At 38.3% G+C, this 21,143-nt stretch carries 16 protein-coding genes; 13 read left to right on the plus strand and 3 right to left on the minus strand.

All coding sequences use genetic code 11. From position 1 onward, the window contains the following. Positions 1-86 precede the first annotated feature (86 nt). A complete protein-coding gene (locus tag BBI00_RS04800) occupies positions 87-1,502 on the plus strand; it encodes an efflux transporter outer membrane subunit (protein WP_065397700.1) in 1,416 nt (471 codons plus the stop codon). Between the two features lie 78 nt (positions 1,503-1,580). On the opposite strand, the gene BBI00_RS04805 is transcribed toward BBI00_RS04800, so the two are convergent. After that, on the minus strand, positions 1,581-2,561 hold the full coding sequence (locus tag BBI00_RS04805; protein WP_065397701.1) for a BtrH N-terminal domain-containing protein: 981 nt from the start codon (positions 2,559-2,561) through the stop codon (positions 1,581-1,583). A gap of 169 nt (positions 2,562-2,730) precedes the next feature. Between BBI00_RS04805 and BBI00_RS04810 the strand changes: the two genes are divergently transcribed. Together BBI00_RS04810 and BBI00_RS04815 are read left to right on the plus strand one after the other, a co-directional pair. Next, on the plus strand, positions 2,731-3,231 hold the full coding sequence (locus BBI00_RS04810; protein WP_065397702.1) for a GNAT family N-acetyltransferase: 501 nt from the start codon (positions 2,731-2,733) through the stop codon (positions 3,229-3,231). Next, complete coding sequence (locus BBI00_RS04815) at positions 3,228-3,707, plus strand: MarR family winged helix-turn-helix transcriptional regulator (protein WP_065397703.1); 480 nt, start codon at positions 3,228-3,230, stop codon at positions 3,705-3,707. The genes BBI00_RS04810 and BBI00_RS04815 overlap by 4 nt, the downstream gene beginning before the upstream one ends. A 12-nt stretch (positions 3,708-3,719) precedes the next feature. Here the strand turns inward: BBI00_RS04815 and BBI00_RS04820 are convergent, their stop codons facing one another. Beyond that, complete coding sequence (locus BBI00_RS04820) at positions 3,720-4,094, minus strand: hypothetical protein (protein WP_228394716.1); 375 nt, start codon at positions 4,092-4,094, stop codon at positions 3,720-3,722. Positions 4,095-4,236: 142 nt separating this feature from the next. Between BBI00_RS04820 and BBI00_RS04825 the strand changes: the two genes are divergently transcribed. The 9 genes from BBI00_RS04825 to BBI00_RS04870 all read left to right on the plus strand — a co-directional run bounded on the left by BBI00_RS04825 (position 4,237) and on the right by BBI00_RS04870 (position 17,108). Beyond that, entirely contained in the window at positions 4,237-4,818 is a 582-nt protein-coding gene (locus BBI00_RS04825; protein ID WP_065397705.1) for a YdeI/OmpD-associated family protein, read from the plus strand. A gap of 850 nt (positions 4,819-5,668) precedes the next feature. Continuing rightward, positions 5,669-7,339, plus strand: coding sequence for a T9SS type A sorting domain-containing protein (locus tag BBI00_RS04830; RefSeq protein ID WP_065397706.1), 1,671 nt, complete (start codon positions 5,669-5,671; stop codon positions 7,337-7,339). A gap of 13 nt (positions 7,340-7,352) precedes the next feature. Next, entirely contained in the window at positions 7,353-10,124 is a 2,772-nt protein-coding gene (locus BBI00_RS04835; RefSeq protein ID WP_065397707.1) for a hypothetical protein, read from the plus strand. A 6-nt stretch (positions 10,125-10,130) separates the two neighbouring features. Then, positions 10,131-13,895 (plus strand): DUF6443 domain-containing protein, encoded by a 3,765-nt coding sequence (locus BBI00_RS23245; protein WP_065397708.1) that lies wholly within the window; start codon positions 10,131-10,133, stop codon positions 13,893-13,895. 2 nt (positions 13,896-13,897) lie between these two features. Then, entirely contained in the window at positions 13,898-14,323 is a 426-nt protein-coding gene (locus BBI00_RS04845; RefSeq protein ID WP_065397709.1) for a hypothetical protein, read from the plus strand. Positions 14,324-14,574: 251 nt separating this feature from the next. Continuing rightward, positions 14,575-14,775, plus strand: coding sequence for a hypothetical protein (locus tag BBI00_RS04850; RefSeq protein ID WP_065397710.1), 201 nt, complete (start codon positions 14,575-14,577; stop codon positions 14,773-14,775). Beyond that, positions 14,768-15,487 carry a hypothetical protein gene (locus BBI00_RS04855; protein ID WP_065397711.1) on the plus strand — a complete coding sequence of 240 codons (720 nt, stop codon included), beginning with the start codon at positions 14,768-14,770 and terminating at the stop codon, positions 15,485-15,487. Before BBI00_RS04850 ends, BBI00_RS04855 begins: the two co-directional genes overlap by 8 nt. 42 nt (positions 15,488-15,529) lie before the next feature. Beyond that, entirely contained in the window at positions 15,530-15,859 is a 330-nt protein-coding gene (locus tag BBI00_RS04860; protein ID WP_065397712.1) for a hypothetical protein, read from the plus strand. 886 nt (positions 15,860-16,745) lie between these two features. Continuing rightward, complete coding sequence (locus BBI00_RS04870) at positions 16,746-17,108, plus strand: hypothetical protein (protein WP_065397714.1); 363 nt, start codon at positions 16,746-16,748, stop codon at positions 17,106-17,108. 295 nt (positions 17,109-17,403) lie between these two features. Here the strand turns inward: BBI00_RS04870 and BBI00_RS04875 are convergent, their stop codons facing one another. Then, positions 17,404-20,013, minus strand: coding sequence for a TonB-dependent receptor (locus BBI00_RS04875; RefSeq protein WP_065397715.1), 2,610 nt, complete (start codon positions 20,011-20,013; stop codon positions 17,404-17,406). Positions 20,014-20,314: 301 nt separating this feature from the next. On the opposite strand from BBI00_RS04875, the gene BBI00_RS04880 reads away from it, so the two are divergent. Continuing rightward, positions 20,315-20,767, plus strand: coding sequence for an HD domain-containing protein (locus BBI00_RS04880; protein WP_065397716.1), 453 nt, complete (start codon positions 20,315-20,317; stop codon positions 20,765-20,767). The last annotated feature ends 376 nt before the right edge of the window (positions 20,768-21,143 follow it).

Genomic DNA, 21,143 nt, shown 5'->3' on the forward strand with positions numbered 1-21,143 from the left:
AGATTTAAGAAATTAGAAGTTAGAAATTAGAGATGAATCTAAAAACTAACTTCTGACTTCTAAACTCTAACTTCTAATTAAAAACAATGAAGAGTTTATTAAATATTATAAAAGGAATCACTTTTTCAGCGGTTATATTGGGGACTGTCACTTCCTGTATGGCCAGAAAAGAGTATGAAAGGCCCAAAAACGTTGTAGATGAGAAGCTTTTCCGTACAGATATGCTTCCTTCAGACAGTGCCAGCATCGCCAATATTTCGTGGAAGGAAATATTTACCGATCCTATACTGCAGGGGCATATTTCCAAAGCACTTGAGAATAATCTGGATATCAGAATTGCTTTAGAAAGTATTAACTCTGCGGAGGCATACCTTAAACAAAGCAAGGCAGCTTATCAGCCGACCCTTTCTATCGGGCCCAATTATACATTCCAGACTCAGTCTATCAATACTCAGTTCGGGCAGATCATCGGAGAAAGACGGTATGTCAACCAATTTGACATTACGGCAAGTATCGGATGGGAAGCAGATATCTGGGGAAAACTGAGAGCACAGGAGAAAGCACAGCTGGCCACTTATCTGGGGACCGTTGCAGCTCACAAAGCAGTAAAAAGCAGTCTTGTTGCCTCTATTGCTTCTGCCTATTATCAGCTGCTGACTTTCGATGCTCAGAAAAAGATCATTACAGAGACCATTGCGGTACGTGAAAAGAACCTGGAGACTACAAGAGCGCTCAAAGCTTCCGGAACGCTTACTGAAGTTGCCGTACAGCAGAGTGAAGCCCTTGTTTTCAATGCGAAATCTTTACTGATCGATATCGATACGCAGATCCAGTTGCTTGAAAATACAATGAGCCTTTTGATGGGAGAATCTTCTCACACCATTGAAAGATCTACCCTGCAGGGACAGAAGCTTCCAATAGATCTTAGGTTGGGATATCCCGCCCAGTTACTGGCTAACCGTCCGGATGTGATGAGGGCAGAATACAACTTAATGAATGCATTTGAGCTGACCAATGCGGCCAAAGCTCAGTTTTATCCAACATTGAAGCTTACAGGAACAGGTGGGGTACAGTCTGTGGACATTGACCATCTCTTCAGTGTAAATTCATTATTTGCCAATATTGTAGGAGGGCTGGCGCAGCCTATTCTGAACAGAAGAACGATTAAAACGAATTATGATGTAAGTCTTGCCAATAAGGAAACGGCTTATCTTAACTTCAGAAAAACAGTGCTTACAGCAGGAAAAGAAGTTTCCGATGCCATCAGGGTTTTCTCTGTTCAGGATTCTTTCATAGAATTGAAACAAAAAGAGCTGGATGCCTACAAAAAATCAGTTGACTATTCCCAGGAACTGGTCAACTATGGTATGGCCAACTACCTTGAAGTATTGAACGCAAGCGTGAACTCATTGAATGCGGAACTTAATATTTCCAATGCACAATATAATAAAATGAAAGCGGCCGTTGAGCTTTACCAGGCTTTAGGCGGGGGCTGGAAATAGAAATATTTTGCAGTAGATCATAAAAACGTGTGTCAGCAATGGCACACGTTTTTTATGGTAAAGATTTCCGGGATCCGGTTATAGGGTTGCCAGCAGTTCCATGGTACGCCTTTCTTTTTCTGATATGGTTTTTAAGAGATCTGAAGCCTGCCGGATGTATCTTAATTCTTTTGTTTCGCTTACTTTTTCAAACAGTTTTGCCACAGAGGTCCAGAGTTCTGCCGTTTCTTTGAAGGCTTCATAACCGGTCTTTAACAGATCAAGCTGGAGTAACTCATTACTTTCCTTTAGAAAATCACGGTACAGATTTCTGAACAGTGCCCCTCCTGTTCCTGCTTTTTCCATCATCATGGCCGTTAGCTTAAATTCACCTTCAATATCTTTGCTTGCATGAAACCATTTGACAATTTCATTACCGGTTTTTACAATTCCTTTATAAGAAATATTAGTGATAGGAGGGTTCAGATATTCGGTGGCATTATTTCTGATCGCTATGGGTATTATCTCTTTCAGGTCGGTTTCTCTGTCTGTTTTCTGTAGGGTATAATACAGATTTTTAGACGCCATGGGGCCTTTTTCTGCTCTTGCCAACGCCAGGCTTTCTAAAGAGGTATGCACCAATCCGCCCTGTTGTATGGTATCTACCAGGAAAGCGTTTTGATGATCATAGCCGTAAATGGCAGCATAATGCCCTGCAAAATGAAAAGGATTTGAAAAATATTCCAGGTGGTAACAGTCCAGTTTCAAACCTACCGTCTGTCCGTTATCAAGAAGTTTTTTTACCTCAGTCCAGGCTTTTTGTGAGGAAGACGTTTCCTTAACCGTTAATTCAAGATGTAAATTTCTGGCAATATTCCGGGTCAGCAGGTCTGTTTTTATCCGGCCCCCGATAAAAGGAGAATCCATTGTTTTCATATTCCAATAGATAAAGCCCAGGCCTTCCCCCAGGCCGAAAAGCATAGGTTCGGAAAGCTCAATTCCGATTTGCTGCAATAAGGTTCCAGTGGCTGTAGTTTCACAATGCTGGCCGTTAAAAGGCTTCAGGTTTTCTATTTTCATTATGTAAGGGCTTGAGCTTAATTATTATGATGCAGAAAATTAGTTAATTATGCCCATATATGGAAATTCCTTTCATGGTTATTTAAGCTGTGTTAAAATCTTTTAAAGATTACAATTTATTTGTATATATGTATTTAACTACGTAGTTTTATACTTTAATATTTACGCTATGAAATTACAGATTCAATCTTTAAACAATTCATATTCAGAACAGGCTGTAGATCTGATTCTGACGATTCAGCAGAAGGAATTTAATATTCCTATTACGGTAGAAGACCAGCCGGACCTGATGCAGATTGAAAGCTTTTATCAGGAAAAAGGGGGAAACTTCTGGGGCGCTTTTATTGATGGAGAGCTTGTGGGATCTATTGCTCTGGTGAAATTTGACAAAAGGGCAGGAGCGATCAGAAAAATGTTTGTGAAAAAAGATTTCAGGGGAAAAGAACTGAATATAGCACAGATATTACTGCAGATCTTAATCTCATTCTGCCATGAAAACGGAATTGATGATCTGTATTTAGGAACAATAACAGTATTGAAGGCTGCCCAGCGTTTCTATGAAAGAAATCATTTTACAAAGATCGAAAAAGAAATGCTTCCGGTTCTATTCCCGTTAATGAGTGCTGACGATATTTTTTATCATTTAAACTTAAAAAATGATTCAATATGAATGTGATCAACGAGGCAGGAATTCTTGCCATATCTACAAGGCTTCACCGCCTCAGTGAACAGCTGAGAAAAGATGGGGCGATGATCTATAAAGCTTTCGGTATCGATTTTGAACTGAAGTGGTTTCCTGTCATTTTTACCATTTATCAGAAAGAACTGGCCAGTGTTGTAGAAATTGCCAATGAAATAGGGTATACCCATCCATCCACCATAACACTGCTGAAGGAACTGGAAAAACTGGAACTGATACAGTGGCAAAAAGATAAACAGGATGAACGTAAAAGATTATTCAGTCTGACAACCAAAGGTAAAGACCTGATTGAAAAGATGAAACCGGTATGGGAACTCATGGCGGCTGTTCTGGGAGATATAGCGGATAATAAAAACAACCTGCTGACGGCTATTGATGAAGCTGAAGATCAACTTGCCAGCCAGTCTTTTTACCAGAGGGCGATGCAGGTGAAGAATTCGAAATAAGCAGATTATTTGTCAGGTTAAATGATGCCAGCTATAACCGCAATGTCGGCATTGCTTTGCATATGGAGTGCGGGCAAGTTTATTGCATTTGGGGCAATTGTTGAAGAAGACTTTTTGGGGAACTTCTACCATTATCCGGGTGACAACATTCTGTTCAAAAACTTCATATCCCAATTCCAATAGTCTGGTTATTTCAGGATCAGAATTGATCCAGCCGAGTTCTGCCATTTTATTTCTTAAAGAAGTATTTTCAGCACTCTTTAAAGTGTACATATGGTGATTCAGTGCTAATGCTTCATCTTCAGTCAGTAATTCACTAAAATATCTGATCACATAATTAATAGTTTCCCGGTCCATATTCGATTGTAAAAGTAAAAACGTTTTCAATAATTTATTCTGACTAATTTATTATTTTTCTTTTAAATCAACTTATATTACAGGATCTCATCATTGGGAAATAGAAATTTAATACTGACAGCTTATTGTCACTAAAGTAGTCTAACTTTACATTATCAATAAAAGAAAAGCTATGGGAAAAACTGCGGAGAAACAGACCTTTCATGTCAGCACAAAGGCAGAATGGCGGCATTGGCTGGAGCAGAACCATCATATTGAACAGTCTGTATGGCTTATCTGCAATACGCGGAAATCAAATTTACCCATTGTTTCCTGGAGTGAACTGGTGGATGAAGCGCTTTGTTTCGGCTGGATTGACAGTACAAGAAAAACTGTGGATGAAGGCTCATTTATGCAGCTGTTCAGCAGACGCAAACCCAATAGTACCTGGTCAAAGATCAATAAAGAGAAAGTTCAGAAACTCATAGACAGTAATCTGATGACAAAGGCAGGATTTGAAACGATCAGAATTGCAAAAGAGAACGGCTCCTGGAATATTTTAGACAGTGTGGAAGAACTTGTTATCCCTGAAGATCTGAATGAAGCATTTAAAATGCATGACGGTTCAGAAGCATATTTTCTTAGCCTGAGTAAATCGGTAAAAAAAATGCTGCTGCAATGGATTGTTCTTGCCAAAAGAACTGAAACCCGGAAGAAACGCATTGATGAAATAGCCATACTGGCAGCTCAGAACAAGAAGCCTAAAAATTTTTAAGGGTGTCTTATATGAAAAGAAACAGGCTGTTCCGTTACAGAACACTCAATTAGTTGACCGTTAAAATGATATATTATTAGAATTTCAGAGTCGCTGCTACAGACTACATTCTTCTTACGCTTATCTTCGGGTTTCCTTCGGGTGTTGTTCGGATGAGCTTCGATAAAATGATTCTTTTTCCGAAGCTCATCCGAAGAAGTATCGAAGAGCTATCGAAGAAATGAGGATTAAATTCAAAACAGGGGAGCATTACAGAATGTACACTATTTTTGTTGAGCAAAATAAATAGTATAAGGCCATTGATTGTCCCTTAAAAATATATGTTCCTTATATTTTAAAGGAGGGTAACAATAGGCTTGAGTGAATATTTTTTCTGAATAACAGTCGTGAAAAGCTTACCACAAACTAGAACTTCATCTGCTGAAGCATTTGCTTTTCATTCTTTGTATTGATGGAATTGAATTAACGCAAAGTTTTTATCACCTTACCTCGTATTCCTGAGGATGCAAAGAATGGAATCAATGAAATTGATTCTTATGAAGTGTATATAACCATGCACCTCTTCATAATATTCAAATAATCTTTCTTTGCGTTTTTTTAATTGTTTTTTTTAGTTGATTATTCCGGATTTTGATTTTGTAAGAATTAAAATCAATTACGACAGCTTCTGTCGCAGTGCGGATTTAACTTTGCAATAAAGACGTTTAGAATCAATAGATGACAATGAAAGATATCTGTTGTTGATGAAAATTTAATATTAAATTGTAATAATTTGATTGTATTGTGTTAAAAAAAGTTAAATTTGCGAAGCTTTAAAAAAACTAATTGTTAACTCATAAAAAACACGGGAATGAAAAAAAAGTATCTCTGTGCATTTACCTTATGCACAATCCTTGGGCTATCTGCCCAGGAAGTGGTATGGCAGAAAGACATCCAGTCCTCCACCCAGGATTTTCTCAGCCAGGTTACCACCACCATTGATCAGCAATACCTTATCACGGGAAGCTCTATACACTCCAAAAGCCAGTCGCCAGAAGCTAACAGCCAAAAGCAGAATAATGGCTATGATTTCCATCTGGTAAAACTCAACCAGCAGGGAGATCAGGTCTGGGAAAAATATTTTTCAGGGCAGAATCATGACTATCTGTCAGCCACCGTTACCACCCAGGACGGAGGATTCCTTCTGGCCGGAACCTCCTATTCCGGGAAAGGACTCGATAAGAAAGAGGATTCCAGAGGAGGATCCGATATCTGGCTGATCAGGTTGAATGAATTCGGGGATGAACTATGGCAGAAAACATTAGGAACTTCCTCAGATGAAGAAGCCCGATCAGTCATTCAAGCCACAGATTTAGGATTCTTTGTTGCCGGCAATGTCCAGAACTCATCCAAAGGCTATGGTTCCAAAGACGTCTGGATTACAAGACTTGATAAAGATGGAAAAGAACTCTCACAGCTTATTTTAGGTGGAAAAGGTCTGGATGAAGTTGAAAAAATGATCCCAACCAAAGATGGCGGAGCCTTACTGGGAATTTATTCCAGAAGCTCCGAGGTACATGATTCAGGTTCCGGTATCAGCACCTCTGAAAGCAAATCATCAACTACAAATACTGCAAGCCGCAACCTTTCATCTGCCACCTCTACAGCCATTAGCCAGATGCCAAAAGCCAGCAGCAATTTCGGTGAAGGCGACTACTGGATCGTAAAACTGGACAAGAACGGAAAAGTAGAATGGGAAAAGAACTATGGCGGGAAAGGAGATGACCATATCAGAACTTTAGCTTTGACATCCGCAGGTTATGTCATTGGTGGCGAATCCAGATCCGAAAGATCAGGAACCAAAACAGTAGGTACCCAAGAAGGTACTGACTTATGGTTAATCGCCCTAAACGAAAGAGGCGATGAGCAGTGGCAAAAGTCATACAACTTCAAAAACCGTGATGTTCTGATGGGAATGAGTGTGATTACAAAGACCCAGGAATCAAGAACCAAGAGCCAAGATGTTACAACAGGAATATTGCTAGGCGGTTATACCCAGGCTGAAGGCAGAATAGAAAAAGATGATGAAACCTTCTGGATGCTGTACCTGGATCAGAATGGTAATGAACAGTGGAGAAAGCATGTGACAGGAGAATCAAGGCAGAGAGAAGAAAGACTTTCAGATTTGAAACTGAACCGGGATGGTTCCATTATCCTGGCCGGGACCAGTGCCAAAGAACTGGGGAAAGAGAACTGGAAAATTGTGAAGCTGGGAGACAAGCAGGTCAGCCAATTGATCGAAAAACAGGATATCAAGATTTATCCGAACCCCGTATCTGATTATGCTTATGTAGAAATCGGCTTTGATTTCAAAGAAGCTTATATTCTGTTGTATGATATGAGCGGAAGACAACTTCAGAGTCTGAAGACAAAGAATAATGTGACCAAGATTAATACACAAGCTTTGGTACAGGGCGCTTATCTGGTGACCATAAAAACTGATAATAATAAAACAGCGAATGCAAAGCTGATTAAGAAATAAAAAACTGAGAATCATGAAAAAAATACTATTGAGTGCCTTTTTACTGACTGCGCTTTTAGGAAATATTGAGGTTTCCGGGCAGGAAAAAATAGGACTTCAGAAATATGATTATGTAACGAATGGAGATGCTAATATATATCAGGGAATACCTAATATTTCCCTGCCATTATTTGGGTTGGATATCCCGACTGCAGGAGTAGGAATTAATCTTTCGGTAAATTACACTACAGAAAGTTTAGCTGCTTATAGTCTTATCAGTGATGTTGGTAAAGGCTGGAATATTTCCAGTGTGGGAAGTATTGTAAGGAACAAAACCCGTATGGCAGAAGATTATAAGAAAGCTAAAAACAGTAATGTGATAACTTCTGATGTTTTTAACTACAACTATCCAGGTGGTGGTGGAAAATTTTTTATCACCAACCATAGTATTTCTAATGAACCCATAGCCCTACATCTTTCCCCATCTAATGATAAAATCAATATTACTAAGGACTCAAAAGAAGGGAAAATAAAATCTTTTACTATTACGGATACAAAAGGAAATACGTACCTGTTTGATAAAGTGAATGTCAACAAAATAGTAATATCAGATATTACTGCAACCACAAAAACAGTTAATAGTGCTTTCCTTCTCTCAAAGATTTTCAATGTTAAAAATGAAGAAGTTGCTGCTATTGATTATGAAACAACTACAGAACCGTTTAATGGAACAGATTTTTTACAACGGCATAAAATAAAAAAGATTGCAGTTCTAGGAGTAGGAAGTATGGAATATTTGTACAATAATGTAGGGTCGCACCCATCATTAAGTATGGATCAGTATGAAGATTGGTACCAATTAAACAAACTTGTCCTTAAAGATGCCAGAAATGCTGTTGTAAATCAATATACATTTCAGAAATCAGGCAATCTAATAGGACTCATTAATTTGGATAAGAATGGTAACCAGATTCAGAAATTCTCTTTTGAGTATAATTCGATACCCACGCAGGCAGGATTAGGAGTTGATTCATATGGTTATCACAATGGATTTAAACCTTGTGATTTTGACAGCGGGGTTTATCGTATTGAGAGTCAGAGATACCATGATGCTTGTTCCTATGGCGCATTAAAGAGCATTATTTTACCCACAGGAGGAAGAACTGAGTATGAATTTGAATCTCAGGCGACATCATCACCTTACACTACAACAGGGACTTATAATTTCTATCCCTATTCTCCCTTGGAGAAAATCCATACGATCACCTATAAAACAGAGCCGGGTCAAGGCCCTGCACCTTATACTGTGCCTGCAGATTATAAAGTTGCTTTTATAAGATTTTATTATGATCCATATGGTCCCGTTAAGCCGGGATTACCACCATTGGAATCATTTCTTTCTGTTAATGGTTATGAAGTTACCCCTTATACTTATACAAATAACGGTACGGATTTTAGCTGTGAGCGTGTGTTTACAGGAGGAGGCCAGGGAACGCTTAATTTCAGTGTTTCTGGTAAAAGTATAGGTGGAATAGAGCTCTATGCGTACAAAAAAACAGCGTTTGATCCTAATGAGTATGGAAACGGCCTCCGTATTAAAAGCATCAAAAATTTTAATCCCGGATCTTCCACACCAATTTCCTACACAAAATATGAATATAATATATTTGAAGAGCCAACACGCTCCAGTGGAAAAGAACTTGATTTTAGCCCGAATGTAGACTATATTGGTGACCGAAAGGAAATAAAGCCTGTTGGATACACAAATATCAAGGTTACAGATATGATAAATGGGAGTTATTCAAAATATTATTATAGAGATCCCTATAACATTACCCCTGGCATAACGCCTTCTTATACTGGTGAAGAAGAGATGAATACTTACCTCTCCATGATGGGGTTGCTTGAAAAAAAAGAAACGTACAGCGAGGGGCAAATGCTTCAGAAAACAGAGATAAACTATCAGTTTAAAGAAGTGATGCTTCCAAATATTATGCAAGGCAGCTACCCACCTTCACCTGTGAAAAAGATTGTCATTGCAAAACAAGGATCTACTACGGAGAATTATATTTCTGGCACTGTTAAAAAACTGGTTACAAGCTCAGAAAGTATTTTTGATGATACCTACAGCAATATGATTGCTTCCAAAGAAACCCTTCAGGATGGTACGGTGGTAGAAAAGACCCTTCTTTATCCTGCTGATAAGGGCGTACAAAAACTGGTAAATGCCAATATGATCAATATTCCTTTGGAAACTTCTACCAAAAGAAATGGTAAACTAGTCGGAAAAGCAGAAACTAAGTTTGACGACTCATCCCATTTGTATCCAACTTCTGTTATAGGTTATAATATGCAGACCCAAGCCCCTTTTACAGCTTCCACACTCGATGTATATGATGCTAAAGGAAACCTTGTGCAGGTTACAGGTAAAGACGGTATACCGGTCACTACGATCTGGGGATATTATCAGACGCAGCCTATTGCCGTGATCACGGGAGCCTCCTATTCCCAGGTAGCAGCACTTCCGGTTGTTACAGCTGCTATTTCAGCGTCTGATGCAGATCATGACAATCCAGCTAATGAGCCGGCTTTGCTGCAGGCATTGGAAAACCTAAGGAAAGATCCTGCCCTCAAAAACTTCAGCATCAGCGCATCCACTTACGACCTGATGATAGGGGTTACCAATTCTATATCAGCCAATGGGATCAGGACGAGCAATATTTATGACAGTGCCAACCGGTTAATTAAGGTGACCGATGCGCAGGGAAAGGTATTGAAGGAGAACCAGTACAACTATAAACACTAACACACCATGAAAAAAAATATAATAATACTCTTTGGGTCTCCAGTCTTGAAAAGGAAGCAAAACCGGAAATATTTTTCACTTTTCATTCTTCTTTTTTCATTCAATATTATTGCGCAGACCAACCTGAGTACCTCAGAAAACTTTATCTATACAAAATCCTGCCTGGATGCAGACTGTATCAAAAGATCCGAAGCCGTACAATATTTTGACGGCCTGGGAAGACCCGTTCAGTCCATTGCCTTGAAAGCCACTCCTTTAGGGAGAGATGTGGTAACCCCTATAGAATATGATTCCAAAGGCCGTGAGGCTAAGAATTACCTTCCTGTTCCTCAAAGTGGAACACAGAACGGGGCAATCTATACCAACCCGTTGGGAAATGCATCTTCCGCCGGATACGGAAATGAAAGGATCTATTCTGAAAAGATCTATGATCATATTTATACAGGAAGAGTGAACCAGTTGGTGCCGCCAGGGAATTCCTGGTCCCAGAAACCTTCGAATATGTCTTACGGAACCAATACTGACGGAGAAGTCCGAAAGTTTATCATCACGACCGGATGGCTGGACGGAAGAACCGATTCCGGGATTTCCCTATCCGGAAGCTATACCGCCAACCAGTTGATGAAAACTTCCGCCGCAGATCCTGATGGCAACGTCACTACTGAATTTCAGAATGGAGAAGGCCAGACAGTTCTGGTAAGAAAGAATGACGGAACAAAAGAAGTGGATACTTATTATCTGTACAATGAATATGGTCAATTGGTGTATGTACTTCCGCCTTTAGCCGTTGGCGATGCTGTTCCTGATCAGACTGCATTGAATAACCTTTGTTACCAATACCGTTACGACGGGCTGGGAAGGCTTGTAGAGAAAAAACTTCCCGGAAAAGGCTGGGAATATATGGTCTATGATAAAGCAGACCGACTGATTGCTACCCAGGATGCCGAATTAAAGAAAAAAGGACAATGGCTCTATACCAAATATGACGGATTGGGGAGAGTTGCTATTACCGGAATATGTACAGGAAGCGAGAGGTCTCAGGAGCAGGATATTGCCAATGGATACAGTGCAAACAGAGTCAATAGAATCAATACCGCTTTTTTTGAGAGGCAGGGGATGGATGTTTATTATGATAATCCGGATGCCACATATCCCAATTCATCAAAGTGGGTGACACTATTATCCTTAAACTATTATGATACCTATCCACAATATAGTTTTAGTCCTGCTTTTCCGACGTCAATACTTGGGCAATCTGTGATTACCGATATCCAGAATGCTCCTGTGAATACCCAGGCTATGCCAACCTTAAGCCTGGTAAAAAATATAGAGGATGATAACTGGACCAAAAGTTATGTTTATTATGATGTCAAAGGAAGATCGGTGGGATCCCATAGCATCAATCACCTTGGAGGCTATACCAGAACAGAATCGGAACTTGATTTTGCCGGAGTGGTGAAGCAGACCAAAGTGTATCATAAAAGACTCAGTACCGATACTGAAAAAGTTCTTACTCAGAATTTTGAGTATGACAGTCAGAACCGTTTAAAGAAACAAACCCATCAGGTAGATAGTGGTGCCACAGAAATACTGGCGGAAAATACCTATAACGAACTTTCACAGCTTTCACAGAAAAAAGTAGGAAACGGTCTTCAGACAATAGATTATGGCTATGATATCCGTGGCGTGATTACCAAAATTAATGATCCTGCCAACCTGGGAAATAAGCTTTTCGGATATGAAGTGAAATACCAGAACCCCGAATATGCCAATGTAGCTCCGGGAAAAAGCAATGGGAATATCTCTGAGGTAGACTGGAAAGTATCTTCAGACGGTATCCTTAAAAGGTATTCTTATGTATACGATCCGCTGAACCGCCTTAAAGATGCCATTTACTCCGAACCCGGAACAACGGTTCCTTATAACAATAAATATAATGAGCATGTCACTTATGACCTTAATGGAAATATCAAAACCCTGAAAAGAAACGGTTTTGCTATTTTTGGAAATACAGCAACCATGGTAGATGATCTGGTGTATCAGTATACAGGAAACCGCCTGGATAAGGTAATTGAAAATGCATTGAATGACACCGGATATGAAGGGGGAAATAATACCATGAGCTATGATGCCAATGGAAATATGACGACCATGCCGGATAAAGGCATACAGTCCGTCGGTTATAATTTTATGAATCTCCCTGATACGTTTAATATTATACAGACCTTTCTGGGAGAGACAAGCTACGTGAATCTGAATTATTTATACCGTACTGACGGAACAAAACTAAGAAAAATCCATACCAGCCAGAGAAGCGGAAGAGGAAGTACCTTGAGCACTGTTATGACGGATTATCTGGATGGCTTTCAGTATGATTTTAGGGATTTGGGGGGAATTCAGCCCTGTCTGACCTGTAAGACAGAGTCAGCTTATGAGGAACAGGCCTACACCAAAGCAGGAGTTTTACAACCGGTGAACTCTGACTGGACCCTCGATTTTGTAGCCACTTCAGAAGGTTTTTACAGTTTCACGGAAAACCGTTATATTTACCAATACCGTGACCATTTAGGAAATGTAAGGGTAAGTTTTACAAGAAACAGCGAAGGTGCTCCTCAGATTACAGATACCAACAATTACTATCCTTTTGGATTGAGCCATATAGGACAGGATAAAGGCCTTTTAGGCGGTTATCTGAATTATAAGTTCGGCGGTAAAGAGCTTCAGGAAACCGGTATGTTTGATTTTGGAGCCAGATTCTATATGCCGGATCTGGGAAGATGGGGCGTGATAGATCCATTGGCCGAACAGATGAGGAGATACTCACCGTATAACTATGCTTACAATAATCCTGTGACGTTTACAGATCCGGATGGAAGGAAGCCTATGGCTCCGGACCAGGAACAGGCTCAATGGATGTTTCCAATGTCTCTTTGGTCTTTTTATGCCAACGGCGGGGGCAATGGTGCGGAGCTTAATGAATTTATAGCCCAGAATAATGGAATGGGAGCGTTTCAGGATCTGCTGACAGGAACGATGGGGAAAAAAGGAGGTGGAGGAATGAATGCTAAAAATGTTGATTCTTTTGTGAAAAATGGGGTCCCTTATGAACGAGCAGTTGTATTAAGCAATGGAGGACAGATGTCTTTTGATGAATGGGTGAATGGAAATAATGGTGGGGGAAATAATATGGGGCCTAATTTCAGGTTTCCAGAAGGAACAGAGGCTTTTTATCAGAAAAATTATCCTGGTTTCTATAACTTTATAAAAAATCAATTACCTAATATGGTGGGGGATGGTAATTTTATGAAAGCTTTAAGCAGTGCCAGCGGATTTTCTGTAGAAGAACTTACAGAGTCCTTTAAATATGGAAAAGGAATGTTTTTGAAAGTTATGGATTTAACTTTAGGAGATGCTGAATACCTATATGGAGGTATTACAGAAAGTAATACCAGAAATATGGCAGCTATCGATACACCGGTCTTAGCTTGGTTTGAAAAAGCAAATAGAAATCCTCAGTCAATAGAAGGTTTAACTAATCTAATGTATATGTCTGCTCTTATCGGTCATGAATCAGCACATTGGGGGGACGATATAAAAAGAACTGTAAAATATGGTAGTACTGGTTTAGGAGCAACTTATGGTGATGTAGGAAATTTTTTCGAACAAAGAGCTTTCGGTGGTAGAATGGGTTCATATTCTGTAGGAATATCAGGGAGTATTAGAAACTACGTAAAGGCTAATTTTAAATTATTACAATCAATATTCAAATAAATATGAAAAATAGAGTCATTTTTTTTATAATAATCCTGTTTTTATTCTCTTTTTTAAATTCGTGTGCATCTATAAAAGAGAACAAACAAAAAGATATTTTTCTCCAACAATTTATTAATAATGATGGAATAATAAATAGTCTAGAATCTTTTTATAGTGGAGAAACTATCACTATTTATGATGAAAATAAAGTGCTAGTAAAAGCAGGTAAAACTTTTAATACAGCATCTAAAAGAGTTGATATAGTGATTTTAAAACCACAAAATAATCAATATATAACTATTAAAAATTTTATTCTCAATCGAAATTTGACATGTTTAACTTTTTTAAATTCAGATAGAGAAGAAGGGATTGTTATTTATTTAAAAAGAAGAGATAATAATGATGAATGGAAAATTTCAAATATGCTTAAACAAGGAACTCGATAAGTAATGTATCAATTGGGTAAAAATTAGTGAATTGAACTTTCAAGACTCTAATCCCCCCTTTAAGCTGGTGCGAGCGTCTTGCCCGTATCTGTATGAAATAACAACACTTTACTATTTTGTAAAGTGTTGTTTACTGTAAGAGCTGCCAGTATGATTTTTTGAAGTATAGAAAATAAGTGTAATTTAAAATTATTATTGTTTGGTATGTGGTATGAGCAAGATGCTCGGTTGGGGATATTCACCGTATAACTATGCTTACAATAAAACCCCAGGCTCCGGACCAGGACCAAGCTCAATGGATGTTTCCAATGTCATTGTGGTCTTTTTATGCCAACGGCGGGGGCAATGGTGCGGAGCTCAATGAATTTATAGCCCAGAATAATGGAATGGGAGCGTTTCAGGATCTGCTGACAGGAACGATGGGAAAAAAAAGGAGGCGGAGGAATGAGTGATTCAAGAGTAAGTAATCCTAAACCTAAAAATAATACTGGGCCAGGATTAATAAAAAAAATTGGAAAATTCTTTGGAAGGCTTTTTGGAAAGAGTAAAAGTGCAGTTGTAGGCGTTGTCTCTGTCGGTGCCGCTACATTTGAAGGCTTTGCTCCTCCAGTAGAATTTGGCCGAATTATAGCAAGAATGGCGGGTTATGCAAGATTAGGCGTATGGGGGTTACCTTTAATGTTAAATGGAGATAGCAGTTTTTCTGCGAATTCTAAGCCGATAAGTGGTACTATTGATATTCCTGCTACAACAACGACTGATGAATCAGACCCAGAGCAAAGGATTACATTATATAGAGGCGTTTCATCAAAAATATTTCATAATGATAATAGCCAATATATAAATGCACATTTTGGAATTGCAATTCCGAAAGGATATTTACAGGTTAATTCACTTTATGGTCCCCACCAAGATATGCAAGCACACGCAGACAGTGATAATTATAGTATTTGGACAAGTTGGACTACTAGTAAGGAAACTGCTAGAGATTTTGCTACAGGAATAGCTTTTGGACCAGCAGTTCCTGGAATTATAATGTCAAAAAGTTTTAAGGTTGGTGTAGCAAATCCTAATCCCTATACTTTGGGTGAAAACGAGTGGCTTGTTCCTGGTGTAGTTTATGGTGCAAAAGTAGAATATGTCCTTCCTAGACCTGGACAATAAGTAGATTTAATTTAATAATTTATTATAAAATACTATCTAAAAATGAAAGAATTAATTTATTCTAAAATAAAAGAATTTGATCCTCAATTACATGATTTTGAAATCTCATACTCAAATCATCCTCTATTGTTGGATGATGTAATTTTGTCCTATAAAGGAAGAAATAAATTAGCCAAAAGCGAAAGTATAAAAGAATTAACATATGAGATATTAAAAAATCTTCTTTTAATTAAAAACGAATCAGTTGAATATGTAAAATTTGTTGTTGTAAGATATAATATTACGAGTAGGCTGTTTGTTTTCGCTGAAGACTATTCAAAAGTTTTTTTTGATTTTACATCTCCAATTGAAAATGATTTAGAATCTAATTAAAGGATAAAGTGCCCCCCGCTCCCGCACGATTGTATCGTGTGGTGGATAACATAAAACTCCTTGCAAATGCAGGGGTTTTATATTAACAATATATTTTCAATAAATATTTTTGAAAAATATAAAATGAATAACTGATTTAGTAGTATTCTTTCCTCAACTGGTGCGAGCGCTCGTATCTGTATGAAATAACAACACTTTACTATTTTGTAGAGTATTGTTTACTGTTAGAACTGCTAGTATGATTTTTTGAAGTTTAGAAGATAGGTGTAATTTTAGAAATTATGTTTGGTACGGGCAAGATGTTCCCCTAAGCTGGTGCGAGCGTCTCGCTTGTATCTGTATGAAATAACAACACTTTACTATTTTGTAGAGTGTTGTTTACTGTAAGAGCTGCTAGTATGATTTTTTGAAGTATAGAAATAAATGTAATTTTAGAAATTATTTTTGGTACGAGCAAGATGCTCGCACCAGCAGCGGGGCAAAATGCAGAGGCTTTGTATTAACAATATATTTTCAGTAAATATTTTGAAAAATATAAAATGAATAACTGATTAAACCGTATTTTTTCCCTCAATTGATGCAAGTGTCTCGCTCGTATCTGTATGAAATAACAACACTTTACTATTTCGTAAAGTGTTGTTTACTCTAAGAGCTGCCAGTATGATTTTTTGAAGTATAGAAATAAATCTAATTTTAGAAATTATTTTTGGTACGGGCAAGATGCTCGCACCAGCTTGGGAAAATATTTCATTAAGCATTTGTAATTCTATTTCTATAACATGAAAAATAAATGTAGATTTATGATTGACAAACGTAAGACGCTTGTAAAATATTCATTCTTGAAAAGTATGTATAATCATTATTGCATAATTTATAAAGATCAGACATGAGTTATAATATTCAAATATTCAGAATTGAAACTAAAGAACGGGAACAAAAATTAAAGTCAGAGGATTTTTTTGAGAATGATGAAAACCTGGTTCCCTTTACAGATCAGCAGTTTCAGGAACTGAAAGAAAGACTTCTGCAATATGGATATCATCTGACAAAAGAAGATGAATACGGACTTCATTTTAATCATGAAGATGAAGATTACGGCATGGTATTACTTACTTCGCACGGCCTTTATTTTAGTGCCGGATGGAATCACAATTCAATTTTTGAAATCGGTATGATCGCTTCAGAGTTTACCGACTCTGGGGAATTTGCCAAATATGATCCGCAAAATGGGGAATGGGAAGAAGTATAGGTCATGGCTGGTTGTATACTGAATAACTTCAGTTATTGTCAGGAGTCCAATGACAGGCTCAATATCTGCATAGTTTTGCATAAGGAGTATGGGCCGGTTTTTCATATTTCAGACAGTTATTGAAGAATATTTCTTACGGAGACTCAATCATTTTTCCTTGAACAATATTAGCCTGAAATTCTTTATACCGCTTTTAAGATGATCGGTTATTTCAGGATCAGAATCCATTATCAATAAAAACAGTTGTAATTACCTGAATTACAACTGTTCTTTTTATCATTTCAATGATTTTTTTTTAGAATCTCAAGGTCGCTGCTACAGACCACGTTCTTCCGAATCCTAAGAATCCTGTATTGCCGTCTGCAATTCCCTGATATACTCTGCCGGCCTGCTGATAAGTTTTTCCTGCATCAGGGCCATTGGCAATTTTATCCCCTGCGAAAATGTTGGAACTTAATTCAGAAATATAATATTTATTGAATAAGTTGTACACATTAGCTCTTAATGTAAGAGATTTTTTCGCATCAATTGTGAACTTGTAAGAAGCCCCTACATCAAAAAGATTATAGCTTGGTAATTTTACAATTCCTCTTTCTCTATCTGCTTCAGTAAGGAAGTTGATAGGGTTGAACTGGGCATATAATTTGTCATAATATTCCCAGTTGGCATCAATGCTGAAAGCTTTGGTAATATTATAGTCAATACCAAGGCTTGCCGTTGTCTGGGCTGCATCTCCCACTTTAAGATCTTTGATGTTGATCATCCCTGTTGCTCCGGAAACTTCCTGGTTGCTTTGAACATCCAGAATGTTGAAATTTGCATTTCCTTTATATTTCCAGTTACCCAATGATACCATCCCTCTCAGTCTAAGGTTGGAGAAAGGTCTTGCTTTAGCTTCCAGCTCAACTCCCTGGTGAAGCTGTCCCACATTCAGGGCATTGTAGAAATAAGCATTTCCAGGTTTTAATTGAGAGAACTTGGCAACATCCGCTGCCGTGGCATTGAATGTTCTTGAGATGAATCTGTCATCCCATTGCGTCCTGTAGGCATTGATGTTCACATCCACATAACGTGATTTGAACCCATATCCCAATTCTACAGAGAAAATTCTTTCATTCTTCGCATCGTTATAGATATTCTGGTTGGAAGGGAACAATGCATTAAATAAAGGCTGTCTTGAGATCACTCCGGTATTGAAAAATACATTGTGGTGATCATCTATATTATAGTTGGCACCTCCTTTTACAATATAACCCGTTTTGTGATACCATTTGGTTTCCTGATTTCCGGGAGTATACAGCATATAGTCTCTTCGCTTATAATATTGTTCGGAAACCGATCCCTGAACTGATGCACTTAGTTTTTCAGAACTGTATTCCACCATTCCGTATACGCCGGCCCATTTTACCAGCCCTTCGTTGTAGATCGATACTTTCTGAGCATTATTAACCTTTGTAAGAGGTTCAGGCTTTACTGTACGGTCAATATAATATCCTTTTGGAGCATTCGCTGTACCGGGAACAAATAGTGCATCCGAGCCTAACATATCTGTAACGATATCATAAAGCGCTCCTTTGTATGTTTTAAGATCAATCCCTCCGTTGAAGGTCCAGTTGTTTTTCTTATAATTAAGGTCTGCGATCGCTCCGTACCAGTCATGAGCATTGATACTTTGCTTTCTTACAATACCACTGGTTCCGTTTAAGGTCGCTACATATTGTCCGTTATAATCAGACGGGGAACCTGCAGGTGCCGTAAATGTTGATTTCTGGAAGTTGTTTCCATTATAATCGGTTACCAGACCACCTCTGTTGTAACGGTAAATCATATCCCAATTAATAGTACCGTCTCCGCCCGGACCGTAGTTCATGAAGTTCATGGTCTGTCCGCTGGCGTTTTTAATGGAACCGTTAAGTCCGGTACCACCGCCGCCACGTCCCCATGATCCGTAAACCACAGTGGAAAGTTTCAGGGCATCATTAATATTCCAGTCCCAGTTAAGAGAGGCAATAGGCTTATGGTAAAAGTTCGGTGCTAAATTGAATTGAGATCCGTTCAGCATTCCCGTTTGAGGATTATATCTTCTGCCGTAGGTATCCAATTGTCTCAGGGTAGCCACATTCGCTCCGGTTGCTGAAGACCTTCTTGTATCGTGTACCTGAGGCGCTCCCGTAGCAATGAAGTTGAAGGCATGCTTTTCATTAGGCTTAAATCCTGTAGAGAAAAACCATGAGTAACCTTCTCCTTTGGTTCCGTTGATGTATCCGTCACCTTGCCAGCGGGAAAGCAATACTGTGGTTCCCCATTTGTTTTTTAATCCGGAAGAATACATTGCTGATAATCTGGAGTAGTTGTCATTACCAACTTCACCCTTGATCATTGCTTTTTGTTCAGCATCGGTAGCTTTCGTCACAATATTGATCGTTCCTCCTACAGAAGGAACTACAAATTTGGAAGCCCCAAGACCTCTCTGGATCTGGATAGAGCTCGCAATATCAGCCAACCCGGTCCAGTTTGACCAGTACACAGTACCTCCCTGCATGTCATTAACAGGCTGACCATTGATGATAACCGCAATATTGGCCCCATCAAATCCTCTCATGTTGATCCTGCTGTCTCCAAATCCGCCACCTACTTTGGTAACGTACACGGATGGGGTAGACTTCATAATTTCCGGAAATTCCCTGTTTCCCAGCTTTTCCTGAATTTCTGCAGATTTAATAGTGGAAACCGCAACAGGAGTTTTTCTTTCTTTGGCGGTTTGGGAAAGGTTTCTTCCCACTAACATCACCTCATCAATAGATTTGGATTTTTCTAAAGAATCCTTCGTACTCTGCCCGTAATATAAGGCGGCCGTTGGTAATACAAGCGCTATAAATAGTCGCTTTTTAAAAATAATGCTCATGAAATAAACTAGCGTGTTTGATTTTTAAGGCTGCAAAGATGAAAATTTATTTTTGAATTGAGTATTAAATCTTTATCATGTGATTTGATAAAGAGGGGAATAGAGCAGTTGACAGACTGTTTTTCAGGTCTGTTAATTTTACATAATATTTTAATTAATAATTAGTTGTCTTTGATAATTAGGATAAAATAAATGTTTTTAAAGAATATTGATGATTTTTTACATGTTTTTAAATTGTGATAAGTACATTGTTTTATTTATTATAGGGTTTTTATTATATTTATTTACAAAAAGCTAAACAATGAATTTAAATTTACTTGAGAAAGCAATCGCTATTGCCGTACAGGCCCACGCAGGCCAGACAGATAAATCCGGGAAACCTTATATTCTGCATGTCTTGCGGGTGATGATGAAAGGAAAAAGCGAAGATGAAATGATAGGAGGGATATTGCATGATCTGGTGGAAGATACCGACTGGACGTTTGAACAACTGAAAGAAGAAGGGTTTCCACAGCATATCATCGCCGCATTGGAGCTTGTGACAAGAAAAGACAGAGAAAAATATTCAGATTTTATCCAACGAATTTCCGGAAATCCTCTGGCCGTCGCAATTAAATTAAATGACCTCGATGACAATATGAACGTAAACAGGCTTAATGAAGTGACAGTGAAAGATGCTGAAAGACTTTCCAAGTATATCAATGCCCGTAAATATTTGGAAACAAATGGGGCAGGTACAAAAGTTGGGGGATAATATTATTTGTATTGATGAATTGAATTAATGCAAAGTTTTATCACCTTTTCTGATATTCCTGAGGGTGCAAAGAATGGAATTAATGAATTTGATTCTTATGAAGCGGACATATAGCCATACACCTCCTTCAACGGCGAAGCTTTTCATTCTTTGCTACCTTAAAAATAAAACATTCAAATGATCTCTCTTTGCGTTTTTTATAATAGTTTATTTTATTCAACGTGATGAGCCCAATGAGTTCTATGGATTTCCTTCTCAATTCCGAATGAAAGTGACTTTGCTTTCACCAGATAAAACAAAATGTATCCATATTTTAACGACCAGAGCGACATGATAGCTTTCCTCGGAGAATATGAGAAGCGTATCAATGGTGCAA

Origin of the sequence: Chryseobacterium arthrosphaerae (assembly GCF_001684965.1) — a bacterium.
In the GTDB taxonomy this organism is placed as follows: domain Bacteria; phylum Bacteroidota; class Bacteroidia; order Flavobacteriales; family Weeksellaceae; genus Chryseobacterium; species Chryseobacterium arthrosphaerae.

Coding starts and splice junctions, on each gene's coding strand:
- BBI00_RS04835 (WP_065397707.1), top strand. CDS start 7,353: ATGAAAAAAATACTATTGAGTGCCTTTTTACTGACTGCGCTTTTAGGA.
- BBI00_RS04875 (WP_065397715.1), bottom strand. CDS start 20,013: ATGAGCATTATTTTTAAAAAGCGACTATTTATAGCGCTTGTATTACCA.
- BBI00_RS04830 (WP_065397706.1), top strand. CDS start 5,669: ATGAAAAAAAAGTATCTCTGTGCATTTACCTTATGCACAATCCTTGGG.
- BBI00_RS04800 (WP_065397700.1), top strand. CDS start 87: ATGAAGAGTTTATTAAATATTATAAAAGGAATCACTTTTTCAGCGGTT.
- BBI00_RS04810 (WP_065397702.1), top strand. CDS start 2,731: ATGAAATTACAGATTCAATCTTTAAACAATTCATATTCAGAACAGGCT.
- BBI00_RS04815 (WP_065397703.1), top strand. CDS start 3,228: ATGAATGTGATCAACGAGGCAGGAATTCTTGCCATATCTACAAGGCTT.
- BBI00_RS04855 (WP_065397711.1), top strand. CDS start 14,768: ATGAGTGATTCAAGAGTAAGTAATCCTAAACCTAAAAATAATACTGGG.
- BBI00_RS23245 (WP_065397708.1), top strand. CDS start 10,131: ATGAAAAAAAATATAATAATACTCTTTGGGTCTCCAGTCTTGAAAAGG.
- BBI00_RS04845 (WP_065397709.1), top strand. CDS start 13,898: ATGAAAAATAGAGTCATTTTTTTTATAATAATCCTGTTTTTATTCTCT.
- BBI00_RS04860 (WP_065397712.1), top strand. CDS start 15,530: ATGAAAGAATTAATTTATTCTAAAATAAAAGAATTTGATCCTCAATTA.
- BBI00_RS04870 (WP_065397714.1), top strand. CDS start 16,746: ATGAGTTATAATATTCAAATATTCAGAATTGAAACTAAAGAACGGGAA.
- BBI00_RS04825 (WP_065397705.1), top strand. CDS start 4,237: ATGGGAAAAACTGCGGAGAAACAGACCTTTCATGTCAGCACAAAGGCA.
- BBI00_RS04880 (WP_065397716.1), top strand. CDS start 20,315: ATGAATTTAAATTTACTTGAGAAAGCAATCGCTATTGCCGTACAGGCC.
- BBI00_RS04850 (WP_065397710.1), top strand. CDS start 14,575: ATGCTTACAATAAAACCCCAGGCTCCGGACCAGGACCAAGCTCAATGG.
- BBI00_RS04805 (WP_065397701.1), bottom strand. CDS start 2,561: ATGAAAATAGAAAACCTGAAGCCTTTTAACGGCCAGCATTGTGAAACT.